The organism is Pantoea sp. Seng, from assembly GCF_009829935.1.
Classification (GTDB): domain Bacteria; phylum Pseudomonadota; class Gammaproteobacteria; order Enterobacterales; family Enterobacteriaceae; genus Pantoea; species Pantoea communis.
In genome coordinates this window covers 1-25,338 of record NZ_SZZV01000007.1, presented here as the reverse complement: position 1 = coordinate 25,338, position 25,338 = coordinate 1, and the positions used below count along the sequence as shown (strand labels likewise).

Annotated in this window: 23 protein-coding genes; 8 read left to right on the top strand and 15 right to left on the bottom strand. The window is 53.6% G+C overall.

Going from position 1 to position 25,338, the window contains the following annotated elements; all coding sequences use genetic code 11:
- Positions 1–7: 7 nt before the first annotated feature.
- The 12 genes from atpH to ravA form a co-directional block, all read right to left on the bottom strand.
- On the bottom strand, positions 8–541 hold the full coding sequence (gene atpH / locus FD737_RS08810; RefSeq protein ID WP_034830043.1) for a F0F1 ATP synthase subunit delta: 534 nt from the start codon (positions 539–541) through the stop codon (positions 8–10).
- Positions 542–555: 14 nt separating this feature from the next.
- Positions 556–1,026: a F0F1 ATP synthase subunit B gene (gene atpF / locus FD737_RS08805; protein WP_034830044.1), complete on the bottom strand. Its 471-nt coding sequence runs from the start codon at positions 1,024–1,026 to the stop codon at positions 556–558.
- A gap of 107 nt (positions 1,027–1,133) precedes the next feature.
- Positions 1,134–1,373 carry a F0F1 ATP synthase subunit C gene (gene atpE, locus FD737_RS08800; protein ID WP_003849523.1) on the bottom strand — a complete coding sequence of 80 codons (240 nt, stop codon included), beginning with the start codon at positions 1,371–1,373 and terminating at the stop codon, positions 1,134–1,136.
- Positions 1,374–1,423: 50 nt separating this feature from the next.
- Complete coding sequence (gene atpB / locus FD737_RS08795) at positions 1,424–2,242, bottom strand: F0F1 ATP synthase subunit A (protein ID WP_160833303.1); 819 nt, start codon at positions 2,240–2,242, stop codon at positions 1,424–1,426.
- Positions 2,243–2,250: 8 nt separating this feature from the next.
- Positions 2,251–2,631, bottom strand: a complete 381-nt coding sequence (atpI, locus tag FD737_RS08790; RefSeq protein ID WP_034830047.1) for a F0F1 ATP synthase subunit I — start codon at positions 2,629–2,631, stop codon at positions 2,251–2,253.
- Between the two features lie 713 nt (positions 2,632–3,344).
- On the bottom strand, positions 3,345–3,962 hold the full coding sequence (gene rsmG / locus FD737_RS08785; protein ID WP_160833302.1) for a 16S rRNA (guanine(527)-N(7))-methyltransferase RsmG: 618 nt from the start codon (positions 3,960–3,962) through the stop codon (positions 3,345–3,347).
- 47 nt (positions 3,963–4,009) lie between these two features.
- Positions 4,010–5,899 carry a tRNA uridine-5-carboxymethylaminomethyl(34) synthesis enzyme MnmG gene (mnmG, locus tag FD737_RS08780; RefSeq protein WP_097118419.1) on the bottom strand — a complete coding sequence of 630 codons (1,890 nt, stop codon included), beginning with the start codon at positions 5,897–5,899 and terminating at the stop codon, positions 4,010–4,012.
- A 441-nt stretch (positions 5,900–6,340) separates the two neighbouring features.
- Positions 6,341–6,781 (bottom strand): FMN-binding protein MioC, encoded by a 441-nt coding sequence (gene mioC / locus FD737_RS08775; RefSeq protein WP_034830052.1) that lies wholly within the window; start codon positions 6,779–6,781, stop codon positions 6,341–6,343.
- 155 nt (positions 6,782–6,936) lie between these two features.
- The gene (asnC, locus tag FD737_RS08770) at positions 6,937–7,398 is read right to left on the bottom strand and encodes a transcriptional regulator AsnC (protein ID WP_034830053.1); all 462 of its coding nucleotides are present in this window, start codon (positions 7,396–7,398) and stop codon (positions 6,937–6,939) included.
- Positions 7,399–7,506: 108 nt separating this feature from the next.
- Entirely contained in the window at positions 7,507–9,633 is a 2,127-nt protein-coding gene (gene ovoA, locus FD737_RS08765) for a 5-histidylcysteine sulfoxide synthase (protein WP_160833301.1), read from the bottom strand.
- Between the two features lie 66 nt (positions 9,634–9,699).
- Positions 9,700–11,160 carry an ATPase RavA stimulator ViaA gene (gene viaA / locus FD737_RS08760; protein ID WP_034830057.1) on the bottom strand — a complete coding sequence of 487 codons (1,461 nt, stop codon included), beginning with the start codon at positions 11,158–11,160 and terminating at the stop codon, positions 9,700–9,702.
- Entirely contained in the window at positions 11,157–12,653 is a 1,497-nt protein-coding gene (ravA, locus tag FD737_RS08755) for an ATPase RavA (protein WP_160833300.1), read from the bottom strand. Before ravA ends, viaA begins: the two co-directional genes overlap by 4 nt.
- 299 nt (positions 12,654–12,952) lie before the next feature.
- Here ravA and kup point away from each other — a divergent pair, with 299 nt between their 5' ends.
- Positions 12,953–14,821: a low affinity potassium transporter Kup gene (gene kup, locus FD737_RS08750; protein WP_034830061.1), complete on the top strand. Its 1,869-nt coding sequence runs from the start codon at positions 12,953–12,955 to the stop codon at positions 14,819–14,821.
- Positions 14,822–14,833: 12 nt separating this feature from the next.
- Here the strand turns inward: kup and qseC are convergent, their stop codons facing one another.
- A complete protein-coding gene (gene qseC / locus FD737_RS08745; RefSeq protein ID WP_160833299.1) occupies positions 14,834–16,165 on the bottom strand; it encodes a quorum sensing histidine kinase QseC in 1,332 nt (443 codons plus the stop codon).
- Positions 16,162–16,824 (bottom strand): quorum sensing response regulator transcription factor QseB, encoded by a 663-nt coding sequence (qseB, locus tag FD737_RS08740; protein WP_097118414.1) that lies wholly within the window; start codon positions 16,822–16,824, stop codon positions 16,162–16,164. The genes qseC and qseB overlap by 4 nt, the downstream gene beginning before the upstream one ends.
- 171 nt (positions 16,825–16,995) lie before the next feature.
- Between qseB and FD737_RS08735 the strand changes: the two genes are divergently transcribed.
- The 7 genes from FD737_RS08735 to rbsR all read left to right on the top strand — a co-directional run bounded on the left by FD737_RS08735 (position 16,996) and on the right by rbsR (position 23,359).
- Entirely contained in the window at positions 16,996–17,391 is a 396-nt protein-coding gene (locus FD737_RS08735; protein WP_160833298.1) for a YgiW/YdeI family stress tolerance OB fold protein, read from the top strand.
- Between the two features lie 170 nt (positions 17,392–17,561).
- Positions 17,562–17,981, top strand: a complete 420-nt coding sequence (gene rbsD / locus FD737_RS08730) for a D-ribose pyranase (protein ID WP_038643989.1) — start codon at positions 17,562–17,564, stop codon at positions 17,979–17,981.
- A 7-nt stretch (positions 17,982–17,988) separates the two neighbouring features.
- On the top strand, positions 17,989–19,497 hold the full coding sequence (rbsA, locus tag FD737_RS08725) for a ribose ABC transporter ATP-binding protein RbsA (RefSeq protein WP_034830070.1): 1,509 nt from the start codon (positions 17,989–17,991) through the stop codon (positions 19,495–19,497).
- Positions 19,494–20,465, top strand: coding sequence for a ribose ABC transporter permease (gene rbsC, locus FD737_RS08720; protein WP_034830072.1), 972 nt, complete (start codon positions 19,494–19,496; stop codon positions 20,463–20,465). Before rbsA ends, rbsC begins: the two co-directional genes overlap by 4 nt.
- A gap of 27 nt (positions 20,466–20,492) precedes the next feature.
- Positions 20,493–21,368 (top strand): ribose ABC transporter substrate-binding protein RbsB, encoded by an 876-nt coding sequence (gene rbsB / locus FD737_RS08715; protein WP_034830075.1) that lies wholly within the window; start codon positions 20,493–20,495, stop codon positions 21,366–21,368.
- A gap of 64 nt (positions 21,369–21,432) precedes the next feature.
- On the top strand, positions 21,433–22,362 hold the full coding sequence (gene rbsK, locus FD737_RS08710) for a ribokinase (RefSeq protein WP_160833297.1): 930 nt from the start codon (positions 21,433–21,435) through the stop codon (positions 22,360–22,362).
- Positions 22,363–22,375: 13 nt separating this feature from the next.
- Complete coding sequence (rbsR, locus tag FD737_RS08705; RefSeq protein ID WP_097118537.1) at positions 22,376–23,359, top strand: ribose operon transcriptional repressor RbsR; 984 nt, start codon at positions 22,376–22,378, stop codon at positions 23,357–23,359.
- Here the strand turns inward: rbsR and mdtD are convergent.
- Positions 23,356–24,759 carry a multidrug transporter subunit MdtD gene (gene mdtD, locus FD737_RS08700; RefSeq protein WP_034830079.1) on the bottom strand — a complete coding sequence of 468 codons (1,404 nt, stop codon included), beginning with the start codon at positions 24,757–24,759 and terminating at the stop codon, positions 23,356–23,358. The genes rbsR and mdtD overlap by 4 nt on opposite strands.
- Positions 24,760–25,338 lie beyond the last annotated feature (579 nt).

Genomic DNA, 25,338 nt, shown 5'->3' with positions numbered 1-25,338 from the left:
AGTCCCCTTAAGACTGCAAGACGTCTGCCAGACGATCAAGACGGCCGCGTACGCTACCATCAATGACCAGGTCACCCGCACGGATAACCACACCTGCCATTACAGACTTGTCAATTTTGCAATTCAGCTTAACTTTGCGTGACAGACGTTTTTCCATCGCGGCGCTGATTTTACTCAGCTGGCTGTCACTCAGGGTACTGGCAGAAATCACATCCACTTCGGCGGTCGCTTCATAAGCGTCACGCAGTTGGATGTACTGTTCCAGTACCGCTGGAAGTGCTGTCAAACGTCCGTTTTCCGCCATTACCTTAATCAGGTTCTGAGCGGGTTCATCAAGTTGATCGCCACATACCGCGTTGAAAGAAGCAGACAAAGCTTCCGGCGCGAGCGCACCGGAAAGAAGATCTGCCATCTGTTCGTTGCGAGCCACTTCAGCGGCAAACGCCAGCATGGTCTGCCAACGATCGATACTTTGATGCTCAACAGCAAAGTCAAAAGCTGCTTTGGCGTAGGGGCGAGCTACAGTAATCAGATCAGACATCAGCCCCTCCCTCCTTACAGTTCAGCGACCAGTTTATCAACGATGTCGCTGTTAGCAGCTTCATCCACGGAACGTTCGATGATTTTCTCGGCGCCAGCTAATGCCAGCAACGCGACTTGCTTACGCAGCTCTTCACGGGCACGTGAACGCTCGGCTTCGATTTCTGCCTGCGCTTGTGCCACGATGCGGTTACGTTCAGTCTCAGCTTCGGTTTTCGCTTCGTCCAGAATCTGTGCACGGCGTTTGTTCGCCTGCTCGATAATGACCTGAGCGTCTTCTTTCGCTTTTTTCAGCTGGTCGGTCGCATTGGCCTGCGCGAGATCTAAATCTTTCTTCGCGCGCTCAGCAGAAGCAAGGCCATCAGCAATTTCTTTCTGACGCTTCTCGATGGCAGCCATGATCGGCGGCCATACGTACTTCATGCAGAACGCGACAAACAGAATGAACGCGATGGCCTGGCCGAGGATTGTTGCATTAATGTTCACAGCACAATGCCTCTTATTAAGTTAACTTGCTCTGCCGCTATCAGCGATAAACGGCAGAATCCGTTCCTCATCACACCGGGTGCCATGAGTGAACAAGGCTACCAGGTTTAGGCGACCGCAAACATCACGTAGAGACCCAGACCTACAGCGATCATTGGGATTGCATCCACCAGACCCATTACAACAAAGAACTGCGTACGCAGCAGAGGAATCAGATCCGGTTGACGCGCAGCGCCTTCCAGGAATTTGCCTCCGAGGATGCCGATACCGATCGCAGCACCGATTGCCGCCAGGCCCATCATCACAGCGGCAGCCATGTACAGCAGATCCATATTCAGGTTTTCCATGACAGTCTCCAGTTTGTTTCAGTTAAAAGCTTAGTGTTGAGATAAAAAAATCAATGTTCTTCAGATGCCATCGACAGATAGACGATCGTGAGGACCATGAAAATGAAAGCCTGCAGCGAAATGATCAGGATGTGGAAAATGGCCCATGGCACATTCAACACCCACTGCGACCACCACGGCAGCAAGCCGGCAATCAGGATAAAGATCAGTTCACCCGCATACATGTTGCCGAACAGTCGCAGACCGAGTGAAACCGGTTTAGACAGCAGGCTAACACCTTCAAGAATCAGGTTGATTGGGATGAAGATCGGGTGATTAAAAGGCTGCAGCGTCAGTTCTTTGGTGAAGCCGCCAATGCCTTTCATTTTGATGCTGTAGAACAGAATCAAAATAAAGACGCCCAACGCCATAGACAGCGTGATGTTCACATCTGCAGACGGCACAACGCGCAGCGCTGGCAGGCCAAGATAGTGCTCACCGATAAACGGCAGCAAATCGATAGGCAGCAGATCCATGAAGTTCATCAGGAAGACCAAGACAAAAATTGTCAGCGCCAGCGGGGCGATAAGTTTGCTTTTACCGTGGTACATGTCGCGAACGTTGTTATCAACGAAACCGACAACCAGTTCGATAGCCGCTTGAAGTTTCCCTGGCACACCGCTGGTGGCGCTTTTTGCCACTTTACGGAACAACACCAGGAAAAGCAGTCCCAGTACCACAGAGAAAAACATGGAATCGATATTTAATACCCAGAACGTCGCAGGAGCGTCGTGCGGATTCACCAACTCGAAAGTACGCAGGTCCAGCTGAAGGTTATTCAGGTGGTGACCTATGTATTCTTGCGGAGTAGAGATTTCTCCAGCAGCCATGATGCCTCTTACCCTTTGTTGTTAATTACAGCCGGCGCGACGATCTGCACCACCAGCACCGATAACCAAGTGATTGCGAGAGGCCAGAAGACCGCTCCAAACACACCTAACGCCACCATGAGAAGAATGACTGTCGTGAAGACCTTCAACACTTCACCGAGGGCGAAGCTCCAGGCCACACGACCTTTGGCAGGCGTTTGATCCTGCAGGCGCCAGGCTAAAAACATAAACAACACATTCGGCAGCCAGGCTGCCGCTCCACCCGCGATGGCGGAGGCGCCCCAGATAACATCTTTCAGAGTAAAGAGTGCACCGATGATGACAAACGTCACCAGCTGGATCACCAGCACGGTCCGGGCTAATTTCACACTGTAAAGAGACACTGACATGGCGTTGAACTCTCCTGCCCCGAACGGGGTATGTCGCGTGTCGTATAAGACTGCCTTTACTCATTTGAGTCAAGCAGCAAAAGCCGTGCAAATTATACGGGCGCCACCTGCGATTTCAATCGGTAAGTAGCGAAAAGGTGAACAATTATTTAAATTTCTTTCTGGAGGGCTATTTTTCAAAACATCACCTTCCACTATGACTCAGCTAAATCGCTGAAATTGCCTTGTTGGCTTGCTTTTAAAGCGTGCTTCAGATCACATTATAGGCAATAGGCTGGCGAATGAATTTGTTTTAAGCATGAATTTTAAGATTTCAAAAGTGATGAAAGCTGTTTTTTATCATAACGATAGAATTATCCATCCGGTATCAGGTCATGATTTTCGATAAAAACACTCTATTGACATCGTACATCGCAATAAAAACGTAAAACTGATATTACGCACGCCGATTTATTGCAGAGTTATATTTTCTGACGTGACTATTTGCGCAGGTAAATACAGCCAATAAAGTGATCTAACTGATAATGAAATGTGAAATGTTCGTTAAATGTAACAGAGCTTTTCGGATAATTTCCGTGGCGCTTGTTAACCGTCTCACCCTGCCCTGCCGAATAAAAGCTTTTGACTAAAAGTGTTCAACTGCTGTTTTTTTATTCAGGACGTTTTCACTGACTAAAGGTGCGGCTGGTGTTAAATCCGCACCTTCTTTATGGCTATTGGCGAGACAGCACCACTAAATGACGTTCACCATCCAGTTCTGGCACATGCAGTGATTCAACCTTCTCCACCACAAAGCCCGCAGGCAAGGCTGAAATTTCATCATCCGGACGCACCCCCTTCAATGCGTAGAAGCGGCCTGAGGTGCCCGGTAAATGATGGCACCAGTTCAGCATGTCTTCCAGCGAAGCAAAGGCACGGCTGATAACGCCATCAAACGGTGGTTCTGCGGGGAACTCTTCCACACGACTTTGTACCGGGGTGATGTTAGTGAGCCCTAACTCATGTTGTACCTGACGCAGGAAACGGATGCGTTTTCCCAGGCTATCCAGCAGCGTAAAATGCGCCTGCGGACGGACAATGGCTAACGGAATCCCTGGCAGACCCGGCCCGGTGCCCACATCAATAAAGCGCTCGCCTTGTAAATGCGGTTCGACGACCACGCTGTCGAGAATATGGCGCACCAGCATCTGCTGCGGATCGCGCACCGATGTCAGGTTGTACGCCTTGTTCCACTTATGCAGCAATTCTACATAGCCGACGAGCTGCTGTTTTTGTTGATCGGTAAGTGAAATATTTGCCGCATCGAGCAGCTGGGAGAGTTTGTTAATCACAAGGAACGTTCCATAAACGGGGGCGAGTGACCTCGCCCCAGGGTCGATCAGGCACTTTTACGCAGCAGGCCCTGTTTTTTCAGGTAAATCAGCAAAATGGAGATCGCTGCTGGTGTAATGCCTGAAATACGCGAGGCCTGCCCAATGGAGGTAGGTTTGTGATCGTTGAGTTTGGCGATCACTTCATTCGACAAGCCATTAACCTGACGATAGTCGAGATCGCCAGGCAGCAAGGTGTTTTCGTTGCGTTGCTGGCGGTCAATTTCTTCCTGCTGGCGTGCAATGTACCCTTCATACTTCACCTGAATCTCAACCTGCTCTGCAGATTGCTCGTCAGATAATGCCGGTCCATAACTCGGTAACGTCATCAGCAGCTCGTAGGTCATTTCCGGGCGACGCAACAGATCTTCACCGCTGGCTTCTTTCGTTAGTGGCGCACTGATGACGCTATTCACTTCGCCCACATTGTCTGATTTCGGATGTACCCACAGATCGCGCAGGCGCTGGCGCTCCTGCTCAATCGCTTCCAGCTTCTGGTTATAACGCGCCCAACGCGCATCATCGACCAGACCCAACTCGCGACCTTTTTCTGTCAAACGCAGATCGGCGTTGTCTTCGCGCAGCATCAAACGATATTCCGCGCGCGAGGTAAACATACGGTACGGTTCTTTGGTGCCGAGGGTGCAGAGATCGTCAACCAGCACACCGAGATAAGCCTGGTCGCGGCGCGGCGCCCAGCCCTCTTTGTCTGCTGAGGCACGTGCAGCGTTCAAACCGGCCAGCAAGCCCTGCGCCGCGGCTTCTTCATAACCGGTGGTGCCGTTAATCTGACCGGCAAAGAACAGCCCGTGGATAAATTTGCTTTCCAGCGTCGGCTTCAGATCGCGCGGATCGAAGAAATCGTACTCGATGGCATAACCTGGGCGCACAATCTTTGCGTTCTCCAGACCTTTCATCGAACGGACGATCTGCATCTGCACGTCAAACGGCAAGCTGGTGGAGATACCGTTAGGGTAGATCTCGTTGCTGGTCAGCCCTTCCGGTTCAAGGAAGATCTGATGCGCATTACGATCGGCAAAGCGCATCACTTTGTCTTCGATCGATGGGCAGTAACGTGGTCCGATCCCTTCGATGATCCCGGCATACATCGGGCTGCGATCGAGGTTATTGCGGATCACATCGTGTGTTTGTTCGTTGGTGTAAGTGATCCAGCACGGTACTTGTTGCGGGTGCTGAGAAACATTGCCCATAAACGAGAACACCGGCATTGGCGTATCGCCATGCTGCGGTGTCAGCACCGAAAAATCGATGGTGCGTGCATCAATACGCGGCGGCGTACCGGTTTTCAGACGATTTACACGCAGCGGCAAAGCACGCAGGCGTTTCGCCAGTGGAATGGATGGCGGATCGCCAGCACGGCCACCGCTGTAGTTATCCAGACCAATATGAATTTTGCCGTCGAGGAATGTCCCGACTGTCAGCACCACACTTTTGGCACGGAATTTCAGGCCCATCTGCGTGACAGCACCGACGACGCGATCGTTCTCCACAATCAGATCGTCAACGGCCTGCTGGAAGATCATCAGGTTCGGCTGGTTTTCCAACGCAGTGCGTACCGCCTGGCGATACAGGACGCGGTCGGCTTGCGCACGCGTTGCCCGCACAGCAGGGCCTTTGCTTGCGTTTAGTATCCTAAACTGAATGCCGGCCTGGTCAATTGCCGTTGCCATCAAACCGCCTAAGGCATCCACTTCCTTCACCAGGTGTCCTTTCCCAATGCCACCAATCGCCGGGTTGCAGGACATTTGTCCAAGCGTATCAATGTTATGGGTGAGTAACAGCGTTTGCTGACCCATTCGGGCAGCTGCCATCGCGGCTTCTGTGCCCGCATGACCACCACCGATTACGATGACGTCAAAAGGATCTGGATAAAACATGAAGTGGGTCCTCGTTAATGTTCGGACAGGGATCGTTGCCCTGGGCGGTGGATTCTACTGAAATTCTGTCGACTGCGAAAGCCGCGGGATCCTGCGGTTTAAAAGAAAGGATCTTTATTCTTTTATATGATCTCTCTGTTAGATCTCTTATTAGGATCGTCAGGGTCTGTTGATAACCCCGAAAAGCAAAGCATTAACAGAGGATTAGAGAGGATCGCTTGCTGTGAATGGTCGGTGATCCTGATCCGTATAAGCTGGGATCTAAATGGCGACTTATACACAGCCGAAAAAAGCATCACGGGTTGTTATTGGGATAACTACCGGTTATACGCAAGATTAATGCTGTGTTATCCACAGACAATGGCATAAAAAAAACAATAAAACAGCGAAATAAACTGGGGATCGTTCACTTTTCCCGATCCCCAACCGGCAAAGATCGTCTTAAATCTGCGTTTTCCAGGTCTCAACCCACACTTCAGCCGGATCCTCAGGAATCTCATGTTCGAGAACGTCGATCTCCAGGCGATCGCCAATGCGTTTGGCGCCTAACTGGTTGAGCTGATCTTCCAGCAGTTTAATGGCACCGCAGAAAAGGTCATATTCATGGTTGCCGATACCCACTGCGCCATAACGTACCGCGGAAAGGTCCGGCTGCGTCTCCTGCAAGGCTTCATATAAAGGAAGCAGATTGTCTGGCAGTTCGCCCGCACCGTGCGTGGAAGTCACAATCAGCCAGATCCCTTCCTGTGGCAGCTCGTCCAGCTCTGGCCCGTGCAGCACCTCGGTTGAAAAGCCCGCTTCCTGCAGTTTTGCTTCCAGATGTTCGGCGACGTATTCGGCGCTGCCAAGGGTACTGCCACTGATTAAGGTAATATCGGCCATGATCTTCTCCCGCACTAAAGGCGAGCATTGTACGCTGTGATCAAGCCGTGATCCACCTGTGGAAAACAGGGTTAATAATAGAAAGCATCAGCCGACAAGGCGCATCACACAAGTGATCCGCCTTGGAAAAGGTTGTGCACAGGAAAGAGAGGGAATTACGGCTTGATGGTACGCATGATCGGGTTTTGCAACGAGATCAGGGTTTCGGTGGACTGGATTTCGTCTATGGTCTGGATCTTGTTGATCAACACCTGCTGAAGTGCATCGATGGATCGGCACATCACTTTAATAAAGATGCTGTAGTGGCCGGTGGTGTACCAGGCTTCTACCACTTCATCCAGCGCCTCCAGCTTGCTGAGTGCTGCGGGATAATCGCGGGCGCTTTTCAGAATGATGCCGATAAAGCAGCAGACATCAAAACCTAACTGACGAGGATCGATTTCAACACGAGTGCCCAGGATAATGCCTGCCTGGCGCATTTTTTCTACGCGTACGTGAATGGTGCCGGGGCTGACATTGAACTGTTTGGCCAGCTCGGCATATGCGGTGCGCGCGTTTTCCAACAGCGCATTGAGAATGCCGCGATCAAGGTTATCCAGTTGCAGTTGTTCTGCCATCATCCATCCTCATTAAGTTCTTCTTCTATGAACAGTGGAGAATGTGCAGCAAATTAGCAGTGCAGGCAAGGTGCAGACCGCGTGGTAGCCGCAGTCTGCACGCTTTTTTTATCGCTTACGCCAGATTGTGAGCTGCGCTTCGGTATGTTGATACTTGCGCGCCGTCTCGCGGATCACAAACGGCACATCCTGCGGCGGCACCACTTCTTCAAAGGCATCACGCAGCAAACGCTGCAATGCCTGATAGGTCGTCAAAGCTTCACCGTTCTCACGCACGCCGCCCAGCCAGTTCTCCTTCGGCGTGAATTCCTCCAGCCAGGTATAAGGCGACGAAAGCACCAAAAGCCCGCCAGAGCGGATCATCGGGATGACGTCCTGCAGGAAACGTTTTGGCTGACGCAGACGATCGATCAGGTTTGAAGCCAATACCAGATCGTAACGATCCGGCTGCGGTTTAAGATTACAGGCGTCGCCCTGCACAAACTGAATGCGTGCCGCTTGCTCGTCACTAACATTGAAGTCCTTCAGGCGCACCTGGCGATATTCCACCAGCTCGCCCTCTTCCGGCACCACATAGCGGAAGTCCTCACCGGAGGTCAGCTGCAGCGCCACATCAATAAAGCGCGCGGAATAATCCATGCCTGTGACCGTCGCGAAATGGCGTGCCAGTTCAAAACTGGCACGGCCGGTCGCGCAGCCGAGATCCAGTGCCGCACCACGTTGTTTGCAGTGTGGCAGCAGTTTTTCCACCAGCGCCACGGCGTAATTCGGCACGTTGTAGTAGCCCGGTCCGTACTGGAAATCGAGATACTGTGACACCATGCTGTCCGTTTCATACGGATTGAGTGCCATGGTCTCTTTATGTGAGGAGACCACATAGCGGAAACCGGCGTGCTGGAAGAAATGACGACGGAAGGCATAACGAGCCGATTTTAACGCCTCGTTGCCGGTGGAAATCCAACTGCCACCTTTGATCAGCGCGTGTTTGCCGTCGAAGGTCGGCGTCGAGAAATCGTCATACAGCGGATGAACTTTGAAACCTTCGAAACCGTTAGTTGGCGTTGTGGTCCACTGCCAGACGTTGCCAACAATGTCGAAAAACTCGCCCTGCGCAAAGCGATCCACAGGATTGGATGAAGCCCAATAGGCCAGATTGATATTGCCGGGCGCCTCGATCCAGTCGGGCTGATCGCCGCTCACCTGTTCGCGTAGCTGCATCCATTCGGCTTCACAAGGGAGTTGAATAGATTTACCCGTCTCTTCCGCCAGCCAGCGACAAAACGCGGCGGCTTCAAGCTGATTCACTTCCGCTGGCCAGTCCCACGGCAGAGCGACTTCTTCAGTCATTAAGCGCAGTTTCAGTTGATCGGGTTGCGTAATCTCGCCGACCCAGAATGTGGGCATTTGCGCGCCAGAGAATTCACGCCAGCCCCAGCCTTCCTCATCCCACCAGCGCTGATCCTGATAGCCGTTAGCGGCGATAAAGCGATAAAACTCGGCGTTGCTGACCAGCATTTTACTGGCCTTAAATGGTTTGAGTTCAGTTACCTGATTGCCGTATTCGTTATCCCAGCCGTAAGTGTCATCCGTTTTGCCTTGTTGCACGCGACCGCCAGGCATCGCAATCAGCGAGTTATCCGGAACCGATGCGCGATCGTGGCGCGCCTGCGGACAAACCGGCCAATGCGCCTGCGGTTTTACCCATTCTATCGGTAGCTGGCGGATCAGCACGCTGGAGGTTTCCAGGTGGATACGCTCATGTTCAATGCCCATCAATACCACCCAAGCCGGGCTTTCCCAGGTGATCGGCAGTTCCAGCGGCATGGTGCGAATAAACTCGCTCACCAGGTTTTTGACTTTTCCACGGTAGTCACGCACCTCTTTGACCGTCGGCCAGGCGTAATGGCTGTCGTTGAGATCGTCCCAGCTCATCTCGTCCACGCCGATTGCCATCATGGCTTCGATGCGATCGTCTACGCGGTTGTCCAGATAGCGACCAGCCATCAGCTTATTCATATAGAACGTAGCGGTGTGGCCAAAGTAGAAGATCAACGGATGGCGTAATGAGATCGCTTTGTTGAAATACGCGCGTTCGTCGGCAAGGCAATCAAACAGGCTTTCGTACAGCTCCCAGGTTTGGGTGAAATACGCCAGCAGCTCGCTCCGTTTTTGTTCGGCGTTTTGGCCGGAGAGCTGCAAAGTGCGGGTCGGTGCAGGAAGTTGGGCGGTGTTCACAAGATGCTCCAGATGCTCAGTGTGCGAACTATTCACTATAGCAAATAAGCATTTCTGCCAGATGAATTAGCGTTTCCAGCGGCGCAGCAGGCGGCTTTTCAGTCCGGTATCGAAGCGCCAGATATGATCGAAGATACGCAGAATGCCCGGTTTACCGTGAAGCGACATCGCCACCGCGTGGAAACGTTGTTGATGCTGGCGCTGGCGTTGCTTGATCGCGTTGATGGTGTCATCCGGTAAACGCTGGGCGATAAAATCCGACACGATCACCGCATCGGCCTCATCCCAGACGCTGCCCTCCATACGTTTAACCACCGCAGCAAGGCAAGCCGCCAGATCGGTGCCACCACGAAAACGTTGGCTAAGAAAACGGATAGCCTGCTCAATGCCGCTATCGGCAGTAAGTTCGTAGCCAATCACTTCGTGAGCGAACAGCATGATGTAGCAGCGGCGCTTATCGGCTAATGCCACCTTTAACAGCGCAAGGCAGAAGGCTTTGGCGCAGCGCTCGTTAAATCCGCCCATCGAGCCTGATGTATCGACACAAACAATAAAAGGGCCGCGCGGCTGCGCTTCATGTTGCTGGTGGCTGACCGGGCGCAGTGTGACTTTCTCGTGCCAGGCATCACCTTGTAACTGGTAAGTCAGCAGGCGTTTTTCCACCAGGCGACGATAAAATTCCAGCTCCAGCTCGCTAATACTCAAGGCAGCCAGTTCGGGCGGCAGCAAGCGCAACACATCGTCGCTCTGATGAATGCCGCTGACCTCTTCCGGCACATGATCGGGCTCGCGCACCAGTTGGTGAAATTCTTCCAGCGGTGCATCCTGCGACGGCACCGATTTGGCTTCGCGGCTGCGGCCCAACTGCTGCGCCAGTTTCATTAATTCCGGCTGCTGTGCGAGGAAATCACCATATTGCACAATCAGCTCATAATCACCGTGCTGAAGTGACGCTTTGCTCATATCCCACAAACGTCCGGCTGCGGCTTCATCATCGTCGGTAAGGATTGGCGCCAGCTGGCCACTGATTGCCATCCGTTGCTGCAGCTCGGCCATCAGACGTTCGCGCTGCTCCTCAAGAAGGGTTTCGTTGAGCGTGAGCGTTTGCAGCGTCAGGCTGAGTCGCCAGCGTTGCAAAAACAGCGTGTGCTGAGCATTGCTCAGTTGTTCAGCTTCGTTGTGCAGCAGCAGTTTGCTGGCTTCTTCGAGAAATGGCGACGGCAGGTTTTTTAGCTGCGACATAATGTGGGGAAGCTGGTGGCTGAAATCCTGCGTGCTGATCAATTGCATTTGCTGAAACAGCTGAAACTCCTGCGCCAGCGCTTCCGGCACCGGCGTGGTTTTCATCTGTTCCGCGATTTCAGTGCGCCAGCGGGGTAAATCGCGCATTAAGGCTTGTTTCATGCGCGGAAATTTTTCAAAGAACAGCGCCAGCTGTGGCGACGCAAGCAGGGCCAGAATCAACTCTTCGATTAACTCCGTTTCGCCAATCGATAACAGCGTGCTCAGCGTCTCCAGTGAGATCATTTACGCGCCTGTTTCAGCTGTTCTGCCACATCCTGCAGGCTGGTTTCAATACGTGCCAGCCAGTCATCGCTGATAAACAAGCAGCGCTGGTGCTGGCTAAACAGCGTGCGCTGTGCGCGGAGCTGGGTATCCAGCGCTTCGTATTCATCCTGGATTTCCTGCGGCATGTCGCTACTGTTGCTGGCTCCGGGCAACGTTAAGCGTGTGGATTGCAGGCTGACATCGCGTAGCGTCAGGCAGTGATGCGCATCCACCAGCAGATCCAGCGTCTGGCCAAAACCAATGCCATTCAGTTTGCCGCGAATTTCACCGCCTTTAATCAGCCACTGGGTTAAGGCTTCACGGGCAATCAGCACATGCGTCACTTGCATGTCGTGCAGCGTTAACGGCTGCTGCAGCATGAGCGTCAGTTGTTCATCGCTGATGGCAGCAGGCAATTCGTAATGGGGTTTGCGGCTAAACATACCGCTGTGTTTCTCCAGCGTCAGCGCTTGTGCCACGCTTTGCTGCTGTTGCAAGGCGAGACGACGTGCTTTGATCTGCTGCAGTTTGTGCAGCAACGCCTGCTGTTGCCAGGCGTGCTGGGTCATCAAAGCATCAATTTCGCGATCCAATAGCTGCATCGATGCGACGTCATGCCACAGGCAATCCTTGAGCAGAATCAGATCGATCGGCGCAATGGTCACGCGGCCACTGTAAAACGCACTGGCCTGCAGCAGATGAATCGCTTTTTTCCAGCGGCGATCGGAAATGTAAGGTGCGCTGGGCAAATTCTCCAGTTGCTGACGCAGTTGGTAAATCAGCTCAAACACATGATCAGGTAAGGAGACCTGGCTGATGCCTTTCTGCCACTGGTTATACTCTTCATCACTGATGCGCAGCGCTTCCGTCACCGGATTATCATTTTCGTCCTGCTGGTGGGTGAGCATGCTGCGGAAGTTCTGTTTCTCATGCACGTTATCCAGCCATAGGCGAATCAACATGCGATCATACAAGGCTTCCAGCCCGCTATCGGCCTCCGGCAATTCGTTGGAAGCGGTCACCAGCAGGCGCATCGGAATCTTTTCTTCGCTGTCGCCATTGCGAAAGCGGCGTTCGTTGATGGCGGTGAGTAAGGTGTTCAATATCGCCGGACCGGCTTTCCAGATTTCATCAAGGAAGACGATTTCGGCATCCGGCAGATAGCCTTTGGTTAATCGCTGATAACGACCTTCATCTTTTAACGCCTGAATCGACAGCGGGCCAAACACTTCTTCAGGGGTAGAAAAACGGGTCATCAGGTATTCAAAGGCGCGGGCGTGTTGGAAGGCGTATTTCAGGCGGCGAGCAATCAAGCTCTTGGCAATGCCGGGCGGCCCCAGCAAAAATACGCTCTCGCCACTGAGTGCAGCTAATAAGCACAGGCGGATCGCATGATGCCGTTCATACAGCCCTTTCTCCAGGGCGTTACTCAGGCGAGAAATTCTTTCTGCCAAAAGATGGGGTTGAGCCATAATCACATCATTGTCCTTCTGATCCTGGAGCCGTCATATTCTGGCGAGCGCAATACTCTACTGGTTATCATGCTTGATTGCGTTGATAGCCGTCAGCTTTTTTGTTTCAGAAGGTTGAGGCGGGAGAACTCGCTGCTTCAGACGGTTTTTGGCGCCTAATTTCGGCGAAAAACCGCCTCGCTGACGTCATGATGACATGTTGTAAGAGTAGGTTTTTTTGGGAATATGTGCATACTGTGCGCTTTTTGATGGCCTGAGCGGTAGGCAAGTGCCTCATCGGCTCCAACAAAAGACAACTTATGAGCTCGGATAAGAAGCAGTCCCTTGGCGCAGTCACACTCGCCGCGATTGGCGTGGTGTATGGCGATATCGGTACCAGCCCGCTCTATACTTTGCGTGAATGTCTCTCCGGTCAGTTCGGCTTTGGCGTAGAACGCGAAGCGGTATTTGGCTTTCTCTCGCTGATCTTCTGGTTGCTGATTTTAGTGGTGTCACTGAAGTACATCAGTTACGTGATGCGTGCCGATAACGCCGGTGAAGGTGGGATCCTGACCTTGATGTCACTGGCCGGGCGCAATACCGGCGCACGTGCAACGGCGATTCTTGTCATCATGGGGCTGATTGGTGGCAGCTTCTTCTATGGTGAAGTGGTGATCACGCCCGCCGTCTCGGTGTTGTCGGCGATTGAAGGGCTGGAGATTGCGGCACCGAGTCTGGATGCATATATCGTTCCGCTTGCGATTGCAGTGCTGACGCTGCTGTTTGTGATTCAGAAGCACGGTACCGGCATCGTGGGTAAGCTGTTTGCGCCGGTGATGCTGGTGTGGTTTATCATTCTGGCCGTGCTGGGCGCGCGTAGCATCATCAGTAACCCTGATGTGCTGCATGCCATGAACCCGTATTGGGCGATGCACTTCTTTATCCAGTACAAAACGGTGTCGTTCTTTGCGCTCGGCGCGGTGGTATTGGCCATTACCGGTGTGGAAGCGCTGTATGCGGATATGGGTCACTTCGGCAAATTCCCGATTCGTCTTGCCTGGTTTATCGTGGTGCTGCCCTCGCTGGTGCTGAACTACTTTGGTCAGGGCGCGCTGCTACTTAAACATCCCGAAGCGATCAAAAACCCCTTCTTCCTGCTGGCGCCAGACTGGATGCTGATTCCCATGCTGATTCTGGCGACGCTGGCCACGGTTATCGCCTCGCAGGCGGTGATCTCTGGTGTGTTCTCCTTAACACGTCAGGCGGTACGTTTAGGCTATCTCCCGCCGATGCGTATCGTGCACACCTCGGAAGAAGAGTCGGGTCAGATTTACATTCCGGTGATCAACTGGCTGCTCTACTTCTCCGTGGTGATCGTGATTGTCGGCTTTGAACACTCCAGCAACCTGGCGGCGGCTTACGGCATCGCAGTCACCGGCACCATGGTGCTGACTGCGATTCTCTGCTCCACGGTGGCAATTCAGAACTGGCACTGGAACCGTTATCTGGTGGTGCTGATTCTGATTGGCATGCTGTGTATTGACGTGTCCTTGTTCTCGGCAAACCTGGTCAAAGTGTTCTCCGGCGGTTGGCTGCCGCTGACCCTGGCACTGATGATGTTTATCGTGATGACCACCTGGAAAAGCGAGCGCTTCCGCCTGTTGCGTCGTATGCATGAGCACGGCAATTCGCTTGAAGCGATGATCGCTTCGCTGGAGAAATCTCCGCCGGTACGCGTGCCGGGCACCGCAGTCTATATGTCGCGTGCCCTGAATGTGATCCCTTTTGCCATGCTGCATAATCTCAAGCACAACAAAGTGCTGCATGAGCGTGTGGTACTGCTGACGCTACGTACTGAGGATGCGCCTTACGTGCATAACGTGCGTCGCGTTACCATCGAACAGTTATCGCCCACCTTCTGGCGCGTGGTGGCGAGCTACGGCTGGCGTGAGACCCCGAACGTGGAAGAAATTTTCCACCGCTGCGGGCTGGAAGGTCTCAACTGCCGCATGATGGAAACCTCATTCTTCATGTCCCATGAATCGCTGATTATCGGCGATCGCCCGTGGTATCTGCGTCTGCGCGGCAAACTGTTCCTTGCGCTGCAACGCAATGCGCTGCGTGCGCCGGATCAGTTTGAAATCCCGCCTAATCGCGTGATCGAGCTGGGCACGCAGGTCGAGATTTAAGGATTAAGCGCGTCACCAGCTCAAGGTGACGCGCAAGCCTTGAGGCTGCACATGGCTGAATGTGATGCGAATACCGTGCAGTTGCGCAATGTTTTTCACAATCGATATTCCTAAACCGCTGCCCGTTTGCGTTTGCCCCGGCGGTCGCCAGAAACGCTCACCAAGGCGCGCAAGCTGCTCATCGCTAACGCCTGACCCGTTATCTTCAATAATTATCGCCCGCGCGTTTAACGTGAACTGAATCTGGCTGCCCGGCGGCGCATAGCGCAGCGCGTTATCCAGCAGGTTACGCATCAGCAAATTCAACAGCAGAGGATGACCGTTCATCACTGGTTCGGCCTGTGCATGCAATTGCAGATCCATCTGCTGCGCCTCGGCCTGTGGAAAATGTTCTATCAGAAGCTTTTGCAGCAGCGGTGCCAGTGGCACCGGCTGAAATTCGCTGCGCAGATCGTCCGCTTCCACTCTTGATAGCGTCAAGAGTTGATCCACCAGCCGTGTGGCGCGCTGGATGCCGCTATCAAGCTGCTGCAATGCCCGTTTGCGCATTGCTTCGTCATCATCCGCCAGCTGAATCACCTCACTCTGCACGCGCAGTGCAGCTAACGGACTGCGCAGTTCGTGCGCCGCATCGGAGGTAAAACGGCGCTCGCGCTGCACGAGTTGCGCCATACGGTGAAACAGCCCGTTTAATGCCGCCACCAACGGCTGCACCTCTTTGGGCAAGCGTGCTTCGTCGAGCGGTGTGGCGTCATCGGGTGCTCGCAACTGGAGTGATGCCGTCAGGCGCTTTAGCGGGCGCAATTCGAACCACACCAATGCCAGCAGCATCAGCAGCATAAAAGGCATGGCGTAAAGCCACGGCATCAAACTCGCCAGTGCCAGATCGCGCGTCATATCGTCGCGGTATTCCCACTCCTGGCCCACTACCACGCGATATTGTTTATCAGCAGAAGTCAGCCAAAGCAGCCGCCAACTCTCATCGTCGCCGCGCAGACGACCTTCGCGAAAACCGTCACGCTTATCATCAAACTGCATATCGCGCCCGTTCTCGCCATCGTTAAGCAACGGCTGGCCGTCCGCACGGAAAATGGCAAACGCCAGTGCATCATCATCCTGATCGCCGCGGTGATGGCGCAAAATGGATTTGGTTTTTGGCAGTGAGGCGGCGTGCAAGCTGGTGGGATCGAGTGACAGCAGGCGTTTGGCAAACAGCATTTGCTGGGTATCGAATAGCTCATTAACGGTGTCGCGGGTCTGATGCCAGGCGCTGTAACTGGCCATCCCACCGCACAGCGTAATCAGCAGCACAAAGCCGATGGCGAGTCGTAGAAATAGACTCATTCTGCCGCACCGAGTGTATAACCCACGCCGTGAACGGTACGAATAAACGCTGTGCCGAGCTTTTTGCGCAGATGATGAATATGCACTTCTACTGCGTTGCTGGAGACATCGTCATCCCAGCTATAGAGTTTTTCCTCCAGCTGGCTGCGGGTTAGCACGCGACCTGGATTGCGCATAAACAGCTCCAGCAGCGCCAGTTCACGGCTCTTCAGGCTGATGGTTTCGCCGTCAATCCAGACGCTGTGGCTGCTGGGCGACATCACCACCTTGCCGTGTTTCAACTCGGGCTGTAGTTGTCCATGACGGCGGCGAATCAGCGCCTGTAAACGCGCGGCGACTTCAGCGAGCGCGAAGGGCTTACACAAATAGTCGTCAGCGCCTGACTGTAATCCTTGTATGCGCTGATCGAGCGCATCGCGTGCGGTGAGGATCAATACAGGCACATCTGCGCCTTGCTCACGCCATTGACGCAGGATCTCCAGTCCATCGCGCTCGGGTAGCGAAAGATCCAGTACCACGGCATCCCATGGCGCGGCTGGCAGGGCCTGGAATCCCGCTTCGCCTGAGACGAACCAGTCAACGCTGAAACCGAGTTTCGTTAGCCCCACTTTCAAGCCATCGCCAATAAGCTTGTCGTCCTCAATCAATAATATGCGCATGCGTTTCTCCTTTAGTGCAGGAGTCGTTATACGAAGCCAAAACCGGCTTGTACAGCGTCAATCGCTGCATTTTGGCTATTTTTCGTGTTTTTTTTACCCTTAAGATCCTGTTAAGAACCCTATGCTGTAATGGCTTCCGTATCCCACACATTCATGGAACAGAGGTGAAAAATGAAAAAGAGTGCAGCGTTAATTGCGATTGTGATGTTGGCATCGACGCCGGTTCTGGCCGCGCAGCAGGGTGGCTTTGTTGATCCCAGTGCGCCAAAGGCTCAGGTTCACGCCGGCGGCTTCCAGGCCGATAACACCAGCGTCGTAACAGTGAAGCAGGCTGAAGAGATGAAAGATGACAGCTGGATCACCGTGCGCGGTTATCTGGATAAGCAAATCGGCGATGAGGATTATCTGTTCCGTGACGGTAGCGGCAACATGAAAGTGGAAATCGACCATAAGCGTTGGCACGGACAGACCATCACTCCGAAGGATCAGGTTGAACTGACCGGCGAGCTGGATAAGGACTTTAATTCCATTGAACTGGACGTTAAGCAGGTCCGCAAGCTGCCATAACACCCTTCAGAGCCGCTCAGGCGGCTCGCATCCCCCACCAAACTCAAATTATTCCCGGCACAAGCGAAACGTTTCGATGACGATCACATTTCCGTGATGACGTCATTGAGTTGCCGCGCACATTTAATACACTCCCGCTCAGCGAAACGTTTCGCTGTGGAGTGGAAGAAATGAAAAAAGGTCGCTTGTTAAACGCTGAACTCTCTCATGTGATTGCCCGCCTGGGGCACACCGATACGCTGACGATTGCGGATGCGGGCTTGCCGATTCCGGCCGGACCACAGCGAATCGACCTGGCGTTGACGCCGGGAACGCCCGAATTTTTACAGGTGGTTGATGTTGTCACTCAGGAGATGCAAGTCGAAAGCGCCCTGATGGCGGAGGAGATCAAGCAACACAATCCGCAACTCCACAGCGCACTGCTCGCCGTGCTCGATGCCTTGCAACGGCACCAGGGGAATGTCATCACCATCCGTTACACCAGCCATGAACAGTTCAAACAAGAAACGCAGCGTAGTCAGGCCGTCATTCGCAGCGGAGAGTGTTCTCCGTATGCGAATGTCATCCTGAGCGCTGGCGTAACCTTCTGAGGTCGTTATGCAACCGTTATTGCAACTCAAAGGGATTGAAAAGTCGTTTCCCGGCGTGAAAGCGCTGAATGGCGCTTCGCTGGCTGTTTATCCGGGGCGCGTGATGGCGCTGGTGGGTGAAAACGGCGCGGGGAAATCCACCATGATGAAAGTGCTGACCGGCATTTACAGCATGGATGCGGGCTCTCTGCAGTGGCTGGGCAAGGATGTGGCTTTTTCTGGACCGAAAGCGTCGCAGGAAGCGGGCATTGGCATTATTCATCAGGAACTCAACCTGATTCCGCAATTGACCGTTGCAGAGAATATTTTCCTCGGTCGCGAATTTGTTAACCGCTTTGGCCGCATCGAATGGAACCGGATGTACGCCGAGGCGGATGCCTTATTACATCGTCTGAACCTGCGCTTCAACAGCCATAAGCTGGTGGGCGATTTATCGATTGGCGATCAGCAGATGGTTGAGATCGCCAAAGTACTTAGCTTCGAGTCGAAGGTCATCATTATGGATGAACCGACCGATGCGCTGACCGATACCGAAACCCTGTCGCTGTTCCGCGTCATCAATGAACTGAAAGCGCAGGGCTGCGGCATTGTTTATATCTCGCACCGTATGAAAGAGATCTTCGAGATTTGCGATGATGTCACCGTGTTTCGTGACGGGCAATTTATTGCCGAGCGCGCGGTGAGCGATCTCAGCGAAGAGAGTCTGATCGAGATGATGGTGGGCCGTAAGCTGGAAGATCAATATCCGCATATTGATCAGGCACCGGGCGATATTCGTTTAACTGTTAAAAATCTCAGCGGGCCGGGCGTGGATAACGTCAGTTTTAACCTGCGCAAAGGGGAAATCCTTGGCATTTCCGGTTTAATGGGCGCGGGACGGACGGAACTGATGAAAGTGCTGTACGGCGCACTGCCTCGCAGCAACGGCACCGTTACGCTCAACGGTCGCGAAATTATTACCCGATCACCCCAGGACGGCCTGGCCAACGGCATCGTCTACATCTCAGAAGACCGCAAGCGCGATGGCCTGGTGCTCGGCATGTCGGTGAAAGAGAACATGTCATTGACCGCGCTGCGCTATTTCAGCCATGCCACCGGTAATCTGAAACACAGTGAAGAACAACTGGCAGTAGGCGACTTCATCCGTTTGTTCAACGTTAAAACCCCGTCAATGGAGCAGCCGATTGGCCTGCTGTCGGGGGGTAATCAGCAGAAAGTGGCGATTGCGCGCGGATTAATGACGCGCCCGAACGTACTGATTCTGGATGAGCCGACGCGTGGCGTGGACGTGGGTGCGAAAAAAGAGATTTATCAGTTAATTAACCAGTTTAAAGCCGAAGGGCTAAGCATCATTTTGGTGTCATCGGAAATGCCGGAAGTGCTGGGCATGAGCGATCGCATCCTGGTGATGCATGAAGGCCATCTGAGTGGCGAATTTTCCCGTGAGCAGGCTACCCAGGAATCCCTGATGGCGGCGGCAGTCGGTAAGCAACACAGCGAGGAGTTAGTTGTATGAGCACCCAAACCTTACCCGCCAGCCGTCGCTGGTTTAGCAAAGCCTGGCTGCTGGAGCAGAAATCGCTGATTGCGCTGATCGTGCTGATTGCCGTGGTGGCGAGCCAAAGCCCGAACTTCTTCACCGTTGCCAACATGTTCAACATCCTGCAGCAGACCTCGGTTAACGCCATTATGGCCGTCGGCATGACGCTGGTGATTCTGACTTCGGGTATTGATCTGTCGGTGGGATCGCTGCTGGCGCTCACCGGTGCAGTCGCCGCCTCAATTGTCGGTTTGGAAGTGAATGCGCTGGTGGCAGTAGCGGCTTCGCTGGCGCTGGGTGCGGCGATTGGTGGTATTACCGGCGTGATTGTGGCGCGCGGCAAGGTACAGGCGTTTATCGCCACGCTGGTGATGATGCTGCTGCTGCGCGGCGTCACCATGGTGTACACCAACGGTAGCCCGATCAACACCGGTTTCAGTGATAACGCCGATCTGTTCGGCTGGTTCGGTATTGGCCGTCCGCTGGGTATCCCAACGCCGGTGTGGCTGATGGCAGTGGTGTTCGCGCTGGCGTGGTACATGCTGCATCACACGCGCCTCGGTCGTTACATCTATGCGTTAGGCGGCAATGAAGCGGCGACACGTCTGTCAGGCATCAATGTTAACCGCGTCAAAATCATCGTCTATTCGCTGTGTGGTCTGTTGGCGGCGCTGGCGGGCACCATCGAAGTCGCGCGGCTTTCCTCTGCGCAACCGACGGCAGGTACCGGTTATGAACTGGATGCCATCGCGGCGGTGGTCTTAGGCGGAACCAGCCTGGCGGGCGGTAAAGGTCGCATTATGGGCACGCTGATTGGCGCGCTGATCCTGGGTTTCCTGAACAACGGCCTGAATCTGATGGGCGTATCTTCTTACTACCAAATGATTGTTAAAGCCGTTGTCATTCTGCTGGCGGTGCTGGTGGATAACAAAAGCAGCAAATAACTCTGACCTTCACACAGGACTCTATAAATGAAAAAGTTAACTGCATTGGCCGTCATCCTTGGCGCCACCCTCAGTGCTGGCGCGATGGCTAAGGACACCATTGCGCTGGTTGTATCAACGCTGAATAATCCGTTCTTTGTGTCTCTGAAAGATGGCGCACAGAAAGAAGCCGACAAACTGGGTTATAACCTGGTGGTGCTGGATTCGCAGAATAACCCGGCGAAAGAGCTGGCGAACGTACAGGATCTGACTGTGCGTGGCACCAAGCTGATGCTGATTAACCCAACGGATTCTGATGCCGTGGGTAACGCCGTGAAGATGGCCAACCAGGCCAACATTCCGGTGATCACCCTGGACCGCGTGGCGGCACAAGGCACCGTGGTGAGCCACGTGGCTTCTGACAACCGCTTCGGCGGCAAAATGGCCGGTGACTTCATCGCGAAGAAACTGGGCGATGGCGCAAAAATCATCGAGCTGCAGGGTATTGCCGGGACTTCCGCAGCGCGCGAGCGTGGCGAAGGCTTCAAGCAGGCTGCTGATGCGCACAAATTTAATATCCTGGCGAGCCAGCCAGCAGATTTCGACCGTACTAAAGGTCTGAACGTGATGCAGAACCTGCTGCAGGCGCATCCGGATGTACAGGCTGTATTTGCTCAGAACGACGAAATGGCGCTGGGTGCACTGCGTGCGCTGCAGACTGCCGGTAAAACCGATGTACTGGTGGTGGGCTTTGACGGTACCGCTGACGGTGTGAAAGCGGTAGAAGCCGGTAAACTGACCGCCACAGTGGCGCAGATGCCTGATAAAATTGGCGTGATTGGTGTGGACACTGCAGATAAAGTGCTGAAAGGCGAAAAAGTACAGTCGGTTAATCCAGTTGACCTGAAGCTGGTCACCAAATAAAAAACAAAGAAAAGCATGGCAACGCGCCACCGTCCTGGTGGCGCAACTTTCTGGATCACTCCCTATGAACACAAGCGCAAAACTGGCGGTACTTGGCAGCATCAATGCCGACCACATTCTGAACCTCACCCATTTTCCGCGTCCGGGCGAAACGGTGATCGGCAAACAGTATCAGATTGCCTTTGGTGGCAAAGGGGCTAACCAGGCCGTGGCGGCCGGTCGTGCTGGCGCGGATATCGCTTTTATTGCCTGTGTAGGTGCAGATGACATTGGCGAACGTATCCGCCAGCAGCTGCAGCAGGACCGTATTGATACTGCTCCGGTAGAAATCGTGGCAGACGAAGCCACCGGCGTGGCGATGATCTTCGTGAATGGCGAAGGTGAAAATAATATCGGCATCTATTCCGGTGCTAACGCGGCGCTGACGCCAGCCTGTGTCGATCGCCATCAGCAAGTGATTGCTGATGCTGAGGCCTTGCTGATGCAGTTGGAATCGCCGCTGGAAAGCGTGTTGGCGGCAGCGAAGATTGCGCGTGCCAATGCCACGCAAGTGATTCTGAATCCAGCGCCTGCCACACATTTGTCTGATGAGCTGCTGGCCTTAATCGATATCATCACACCGAACGAAACCGAAGCCGAAATTCTGACCGGCATCGCGGTGAAAAGTGATGAAGATGCAGCACATGCGGCGCAGGCGTTGCATGATAAAGGCATCTCTACCGTTTTGATTACCTTAGGTCGTCGTGGTGTGTGGTTGAGCGAGCAGGGCACAGGCGTGCGTATTCCGGGCTTCACCGTGCAGGCTATCGACACCATCGCAGCGGGCGATACTTTTAACGGTGCTTTTATTACCGCGCGTCTGGAAGGTGTTGCAATGCATGATGCCGTGCGTTTTGCCCATGCCGCCGCCGCAATTGCGGTGACGCGTCCGGGTGCGCAGCCCTCAGTGCCGTGGCGCACTGAGATCGATAACTTCCTGCAGCAACAGGGTTAAGCCTTTGGCGACCATGAAAGATGTCGCCCGCCTGGCGGGCGTCTCCACTTCCACTGTTTCCCACGTCATCAATAACAATCGTTTTGTGAGCGAACAGGTGCGGGAAAAAGTGGATCAGGCAATCCGTGAGCTGAATTACGCGCCCTCCGCGCTGGCACGCAGCCTGAAAATCAACCAAACCCGCACTATTGGCATGTTACTGACGGCCAGCAGTAACCCGTTTTATTCAGAAGTGGTACGCGGCGTAGAAAATAGCTGCTACGAGCGCGGCTACAGCCTGATTCTGTGCAATACCGAAGGCGATGAAGAGCGCATGAATCGCAGCCTCGAAACGCTGATGCAAAAGCGTGTCGATGGCTTATTAATGATGTGCACCGAGACGCACCTTCCCTCTGCGGAGATCCTCAATCGTTATCCGTCCGTACCCATGGTGATGATGGACTGGGCGCCGTTTGAAGGGCGTGGCGACATCATTCAGGATAATGCGCTGCTGGGCGGTGAACTGGCAACACAGCATCTGATCGATCGCGGATACACGCGTATTGCCTGTATTGCCGGCCCTCAGGATAAAACCCCGGCGCGTTTGCGTCTGGAAGGTTTCCATAAAGCGATGACCAACAGTGGATTACCGGTGTTGCCCGGCTATGTGGTCGACGGTGATTTCGAATTTCAGGGTGGGTTTAATGCGATGAACCAGCTACTGACCCTTGAGTTGCTACCCGAAGCGGTTTTCACCAGTAACGATGCGATGGCAGTGGGCGTATATCACGCGCTATTCCAGGCGGGATTACGCGTGCCGCAAGATATCGCGGTGATGGGTTATGACAATATCGAACTGGCACGTTATCTCACACCACCGCTTAGTACCATCCATCAGCCCAAGGATGAACTGGGCGAACTGGCGATTGATACGCTGATTCATCGTATGAGCGATCCCGACGCCAGCCAGCAAACGCTGGTATTGACGCCGGAGCTGGTGGAACGCGGTTCGGTTTAAGCGGTTTTCTTCTTTTTCTCGCGATTAGCGATCAGATTGCGGCCATCGCCGGGACGCAGCATCAGGAAAGCAAACGCGGACAGCACGGTGATCACGCCCATCGTCAGGAAGGTGGCGTGGAATTGCTGCACAGTTGTGCTCTCGAAATCCTGATAGAAACGCAGTACCGCCGCACTGACGGCCACGCCAAAGCTGATCGATACCTGCTGCGTTACTGCCAGCACGCTGTTACCACCGCTGGCATTCTCATCATTCAAATCGGCCAGTGTGATGGTGTTCATCGCGGTGAATTGTGTCGACATCGCCATACCTAATACAAACAGCGCGGCTAACAGCATTAATACACTTTCACCCGGTGTTTGCAGTGAGAAGCTGGCGACAAGAATGCCGATGATGATGGTGATACCGACCAGCGTTTTACGATAGCCGAAGCGACGTAGCACTTGTGTCACGGTGGATTTGGCCAGCAGCGAGCCAATCGCTGTTGGCCCCATCATGCAACCCGCTATCAGTGCGGGATAACCAAAGCCCACCTGTAACATCAATGGCATCAGGAAGGGAATACAACCCGTGCCCAGACGTGCCGCGATATTACCAATGATGCCAACCGAGAAGGTTCGGGTCTTAAACATAGGTAAATTGATCAGCGGTGCAGGATGGCGGCGTGCATGCACTATATATAGAAGCAATAGCGCGACACCGGCTAACAGCACCAGCACCGCCTGCCACGGCGACACGATACGCTCTCCGAAAAGTTCGATACCGACGGATATCAGCACCAGACCTAAGCCAAACAGAATGAAGCCGCCAAAATCAAAGCGGCGCTTAGGCGTGGTGAAATCCGGCATATATTTACGTGCATAGAAGATGCCCGCGATGCCGATGGGAATGTTGATCAGGAATATCCAGTGCCAGCTGGCGTAGGTGACCAGCAAGCCACCGAGCATCGGCCCCAGAATCGGTCCGACTAATCCCGGCATGGTCACAAAGTTAAGTACCGGCAGCAATTCACTGCGTGGATAAGCACGCAACAATGCCAGGCGCGCGACCGGCATCATCATCGCGCCACCAACACCCTGGATAATGCGTGAGATAACCAGCATGCTCAGCGAGCCCGAGAGTGCACATGCTAAAGACCCTAACGTAAACAGTGAAACGGCCACGATAAAGACCTTGCGCGTGCCGAAGCGATCGGCCAGCCAGCCGCTGACCGGGATCAGCATGGCGACAGTGAGCGTATAGCTGATCACAGCAGATTGCATGGCAAGAGGGGATCGGTCGAGACTGGTGGCGATAGCAGGAAGCGCAGTATTGAGGATGGTGGCATCGAGGGCTTGCATGAAAAACGCCATTGCGGCGATCCAGGGCAAGCCGGCCATACTGCGCGCGGAGCGAATCATTGAAAGTCCTTCTTTAATAATTGTTCAGTCTGCAACAAAGAAAACGGCGTTGGACTAACAGAATAGCATTGGTGCTTATACGCGTGACGCTGATTTGTGCCGCCAAACGGGCGCTTTTGACTGATTATTGATCGAGAAATGTCTGTTTTTAGCCTGTTCGGTTAAAAAAGTAGCGCCCAGTCAATTTTTTGCAATAAACCCTTGTCAGCCCCGAATAACTCCCTATAATGCGCCACCACTGAGACGGCAAAGCGGCAACGCAGGCGGCTCAGCAGGGAGTGAAGAAATTCATCCCGCCGGAGAAAAACGCTGAAAAAAGTGTTTGACTCTGAAAGAGGAAAGCGTAATATACGCCACCTCGCAACAGCAGCTTAAGGCGCTGATTGCACCGCTCTTTAACAATTTATCAGACAATCTGTGTGGGCACTCGCAGGATTGATATCAACGTCTCCGGACGTAAAAAATATCAAGTCTCACGAGTGAACACATAATGAAATTCATTATGACGTTTTACAGATGAGCATCGCTGCACTTGTTGCAGCAAATCAAACTTTAAATTGAAGAGTTTGATCATGGCTC

What these genes read in the sequence shown, in the direction of transcription:
- atpH (WP_034830043.1), bottom strand. Translation starts at nt 541, where the DNA reads ATGTCTGATCTGATTACTGTAGCTCGCCCCTACGCCAAAGCAGCTTTT.
- atpE (WP_003849523.1), bottom strand. Translation starts at nt 1,373, where the DNA reads ATGGAAAACCTGAATATGGATCTGCTGTACATGGCTGCCGCTGTGATG.
- atpB (WP_160833303.1), bottom strand. Translation starts at nt 2,242, where the DNA reads ATGGCTGCTGGAGAAATCTCTACTCCGCAAGAATACATAGGTCACCAC.
- atpI (WP_034830047.1), bottom strand. Translation starts at nt 2,631, where the DNA reads ATGTCAGTGTCTCTTTACAGTGTGAAATTAGCCCGGACCGTGCTGGTG.
- mnmG (WP_097118419.1), bottom strand. Translation starts at nt 5,899, where the DNA reads ATGTTTTATCCAGATCCTTTTGACGTCATCGTAATCGGTGGTGGTCAT.
- mioC (WP_034830052.1), bottom strand. Translation starts at nt 6,781, where the DNA reads ATGGCCGATATTACCTTAATCAGTGGCAGTACCCTTGGCAGCGCCGAA.
- asnC (WP_034830053.1), bottom strand. Translation starts at nt 7,398, where the DNA reads ATGGCAGAACAACTGCAACTGGATAACCTTGATCGCGGCATTCTCAAT.
- viaA (WP_034830057.1), bottom strand. Translation starts at nt 11,160, where the DNA reads ATGATCTCACTGGAGACGCTGAGCACGCTGTTATCGATTGGCGAAACG.
- ravA (WP_160833300.1), bottom strand. Translation starts at nt 12,653, where the DNA reads ATGGCTCAACCCCATCTTTTGGCAGAAAGAATTTCTCGCCTGAGTAAC.
- kup (WP_034830061.1), top strand. Translation starts at nt 12,953, where the DNA reads ATGAGCTCGGATAAGAAGCAGTCCCTTGGCGCAGTCACACTCGCCGCG.
- qseC (WP_160833299.1), bottom strand. Translation starts at nt 16,165, where the DNA reads ATGAGTCTATTTCTACGACTCGCCATCGGCTTTGTGCTGCTGATTACG.
- qseB (WP_097118414.1), bottom strand. Translation starts at nt 16,824, where the DNA reads ATGCGCATATTATTGATTGAGGACGACAAGCTTATTGGCGATGGCTTG.
- FD737_RS08735 (WP_160833298.1), top strand. Translation starts at nt 16,996, where the DNA reads ATGAAAAAGAGTGCAGCGTTAATTGCGATTGTGATGTTGGCATCGACG.
- rbsD (WP_038643989.1), top strand. Translation starts at nt 17,562, where the DNA reads ATGAAAAAAGGTCGCTTGTTAAACGCTGAACTCTCTCATGTGATTGCC.
- rbsA (WP_034830070.1), top strand. Translation starts at nt 17,989, where the DNA reads ATGCAACCGTTATTGCAACTCAAAGGGATTGAAAAGTCGTTTCCCGGC.
- rbsC (WP_034830072.1), top strand. Translation starts at nt 19,494, where the DNA reads ATGAGCACCCAAACCTTACCCGCCAGCCGTCGCTGGTTTAGCAAAGCC.
- rbsB (WP_034830075.1), top strand. Translation starts at nt 20,493, where the DNA reads ATGAAAAAGTTAACTGCATTGGCCGTCATCCTTGGCGCCACCCTCAGT.
- rbsK (WP_160833297.1), top strand. Translation starts at nt 21,433, where the DNA reads ATGAACACAAGCGCAAAACTGGCGGTACTTGGCAGCATCAATGCCGAC.
- rbsR (WP_097118537.1), top strand. Translation starts at nt 22,376, where the DNA reads ATGAAAGATGTCGCCCGCCTGGCGGGCGTCTCCACTTCCACTGTTTCC.
- mdtD (WP_034830079.1), bottom strand. Translation starts at nt 24,759, where the DNA reads ATGATTCGCTCCGCGCGCAGTATGGCCGGCTTGCCCTGGATCGCCGCA.